At 53.4% G+C, this 2,667-nt stretch carries 3 protein-coding genes; all 3 read right to left on the bottom strand.

The annotated features are described in order from the left end of the window. The coding region (locus ACYQ1H_RS15350; protein ID WP_460028910.1) for a DUF4118 domain-containing protein at nt 1-178 on the bottom strand (178 nt) is incomplete at its 3' end. 20 nt (nt 179-198) lie between these two features. After that, nucleotides 199-1,623, bottom strand: coding sequence for a sodium:proton antiporter NhaD (gene nhaD, locus ACYQ1H_RS15345; RefSeq protein WP_460028909.1), 1,425 nt, complete (start codon nt 1,621-1,623; stop codon nt 199-201). 33 nt (nt 1,624-1,656) lie between these two features. Next, on the bottom strand, nt 1,657-2,598 hold the full coding sequence (gene secF, locus ACYQ1H_RS15340) for a protein translocase subunit SecF (protein WP_460028908.1): 942 nt from the start codon (nt 2,596-2,598) through the stop codon (nt 1,657-1,659). Between the last annotated feature and the right edge of the window lie 69 nt (nt 2,599-2,667).

Genomic DNA, 2,667 nt, shown 5'->3' with positions numbered 1-2,667 from the left:
TTAGCAAAGATGCGACAATCGAAGGGCCACGTCCAAAGCGGCTGGCCACCAGAAAAACGCCTAGCAAGTAGATCAGAAGAATGCTGGCCGATCCCAAGAGGCTTCCAAAGGGCCAGCTGACCAGCGTACAGATAAGGGGGGACGCCAATCCCCAGGCGTATGGAGCAACCCTGCCCATCCAGCTTCGCAAGGTCCCCATTAGAAGTATCTGGCGTTCACCAGGAAATGCGTGCCTATGGCGGCAAGGTAGCCGAGGAGTATGGCCGGGCACCACTTCATGTGGCTGGCGAAAGTGTACTTGCCTTTGCTCAGGCCCAAGAGCCCTATGCCGGGAGCTGAGCCAATGGCCAGCAGACTGCCACCGACACCCAGGGTAAGGGTGACCAGCAGCCATTGTCCTTGCGACAAATCCGGGCGCATCGATAACACCGCGAACATCAGTGTTCCATTGTCAACGAAGGCGGATGAGAGGCCAATCAGGATATTGGCCAAAGTGACGCTATGCTGCCCATAGAGCCAGCTTGAAGCCATATCCAGATAGCCAATGAAGCCGAGTCCCCCAATGCCCATCATGGCACCGTAAAAAAACAGCAATGTATCCCACTCCAGGCGACCTGCCTTTTCGAATATAGCATAACTGCGCTTGCGTTGCTCCTCTTCCAGGAATTCTGTCGTGATATTCGGCATATCCCCCAATTCCTGGTGGGCGGTCTTCATCAGGTAGAACTCGAAAAACTGCAATAGCGAAAATCCGGCCATCATGCCGGCAACCGGCGGTAGTTCGAGAGCCATATTGAAGATGACGGTCAGTGCGATCGTCAGGCCAAATAGCGAGATGATCCGTTTTGTGCCTCGGGGTAGCTCGATATGCTCAATAGATATATCGGGCTTGCCTGGAGGGACAGCCATGCTCATAAGGGTGGCAGGGATAAGAAAGTTGATCAGGCAGGGCAAGAACAGGGTCAGGAATTGTGTGAACTTCAAGACGTTGCCTTGCCATACGAACAGCGTTGAGATGCCGCCCAGGGGGCTGAAGGAGCCACCAGCGTTGCAGGCCACCACGACATTGATGCAGGCCAGAGAGACGAATGTTGGATTATCCCTGCCTACTGCGACAATGACTGCACCCATCAAGAGTCCTGCGGTCAAGCCATTTATGACGCTTGAGATCAGGAATATAAGTATTCCGGTAACCCAGAACAAGGCTCTGTAGCTCAGATCAAGCTGCACCAACCTGATGCGCAAGGCGTCAAAAACCTTCATGTCTTCCATGGCGTTCAGGTATGTCATTGACACCATGATGAACAGCAGCAATTCCATGTAGGCAAGCAGGTTCTCCTCGAATGCTTTGACGGCAATGTGGGTGCCCCCATGCTGGCGATAGGTGACAAGAATGGCTATCCATATCATGGAGGCTCCCAGCAGCATGGGCTTGGACTTCCGTAGGTATGTCACATCCTCAAGCATGGCGAAGATGTAGGCCAGCGTGATGGTAGTCAGTGCAAAATATCCAGCCCAAGTATGCGTGAGGTCAAGGTGCACGTTCGAATCGGGAGAGTCACCAAGGCTGATGGTGGGCAGGAGGCCGATTGGCAACGCCAATACCCATTTGATGGAAGCCATTTGAACCTCTGGAACCTCGGGGGTGGCGTCTGGTCAAGGCCTATTGTCTGTGGTGCTGTCGTTTTCGGATACCAGCATGTCTGCCCGGCTAATGCCAAGCCAGACAGTCAGCGCGCTTGCAACATATATCGAAGAGTAGGTTCCAACGACGATGCCAATAATCAAGGCAAGCGAGAAATAATGCAGGGCCTGTCCTCCCCATAGGGCCATTGCCAGAACGGTCAGCAAGGTTAGAAAGGATGTCATCAGGGTCCTGCTGAGGGTTTCGTTGATTGACAGGTTCACGACCTGTATCGTGTCTGCGCGACGGACCTTCCTGAAGTTTTCCCGTATCCTGTCGAAAACGACGATTGTGTCATTCAGTGAGTATCCCATGATGGCCAACACTGCTGCCAGCACGGTCAGGTCGAATTCCCAGTCGAAAAGGGAAAAGAACCCTACAATCATGATGATGTCATGCAAGGTTGCCAAGATGGCTCCCAATGAGAATCGCCATTCGAATCGCCAGGCAACATAGATAAGAATGCCTATCGTGGCCATGATCATCGCGAGCACGGCGCCCTCGGCCAGGTCCTCACCGACTTGTGGTCCGACAAACTCGATGCGGGTCATGTCGGCCTGGTTGGAGGCGTCATCGTTGATGGCATGCATGATCTTATTCTTGAGCTCTATATTCGTGAGCTCTTTTGCGGGTGCCAAACGAATCAGAACCTGACGCGAGCTGCCGAATGTCTGGGCGACGGGGTTGATAAAGCCCGCTCTCTCCAGCCGTAACCGAATATCATGAATGTCAGCCGCCTCCTTAAACGAGGTTTCCACTACCGTGCCGCCCGTGAAGTCCACTGAGTAATGCAAACCTTTGGCGGCCAACGAGATAATGGCTGCCACACTGAGCACGACGGAAATGCCAACCCATAGCAGGCGCATTTTCATGAAGTCAATTCTGTAGCTGATATTCTGGCTTGATCCCTTCATAAGACTCTCCTCGGAAAGCTGGGTGATGCCGTGCTGCTTGAGGCGTGTCGCCTCAAGTCAGCTGAGTCG

The organism is Methyloparacoccus murrellii, from assembly GCF_054657115.1.
This window is presented reverse-complemented; position numbering and strand designations above follow the sequence as displayed.

What these genes read in the sequence shown, in the direction of transcription:
- nhaD (WP_460028909.1), bottom strand. Translation starts at nt 1,623, where the DNA reads ATGGCTTCCATCAAATGGGTATTGGCGTTGCCAATCGGCCTCCTGCCC.
- secF (WP_460028908.1), bottom strand. Translation starts at nt 2,598, where the DNA reads ATGAAGGGATCAAGCCAGAATATCAGCTACAGAATTGACTTCATGAAA.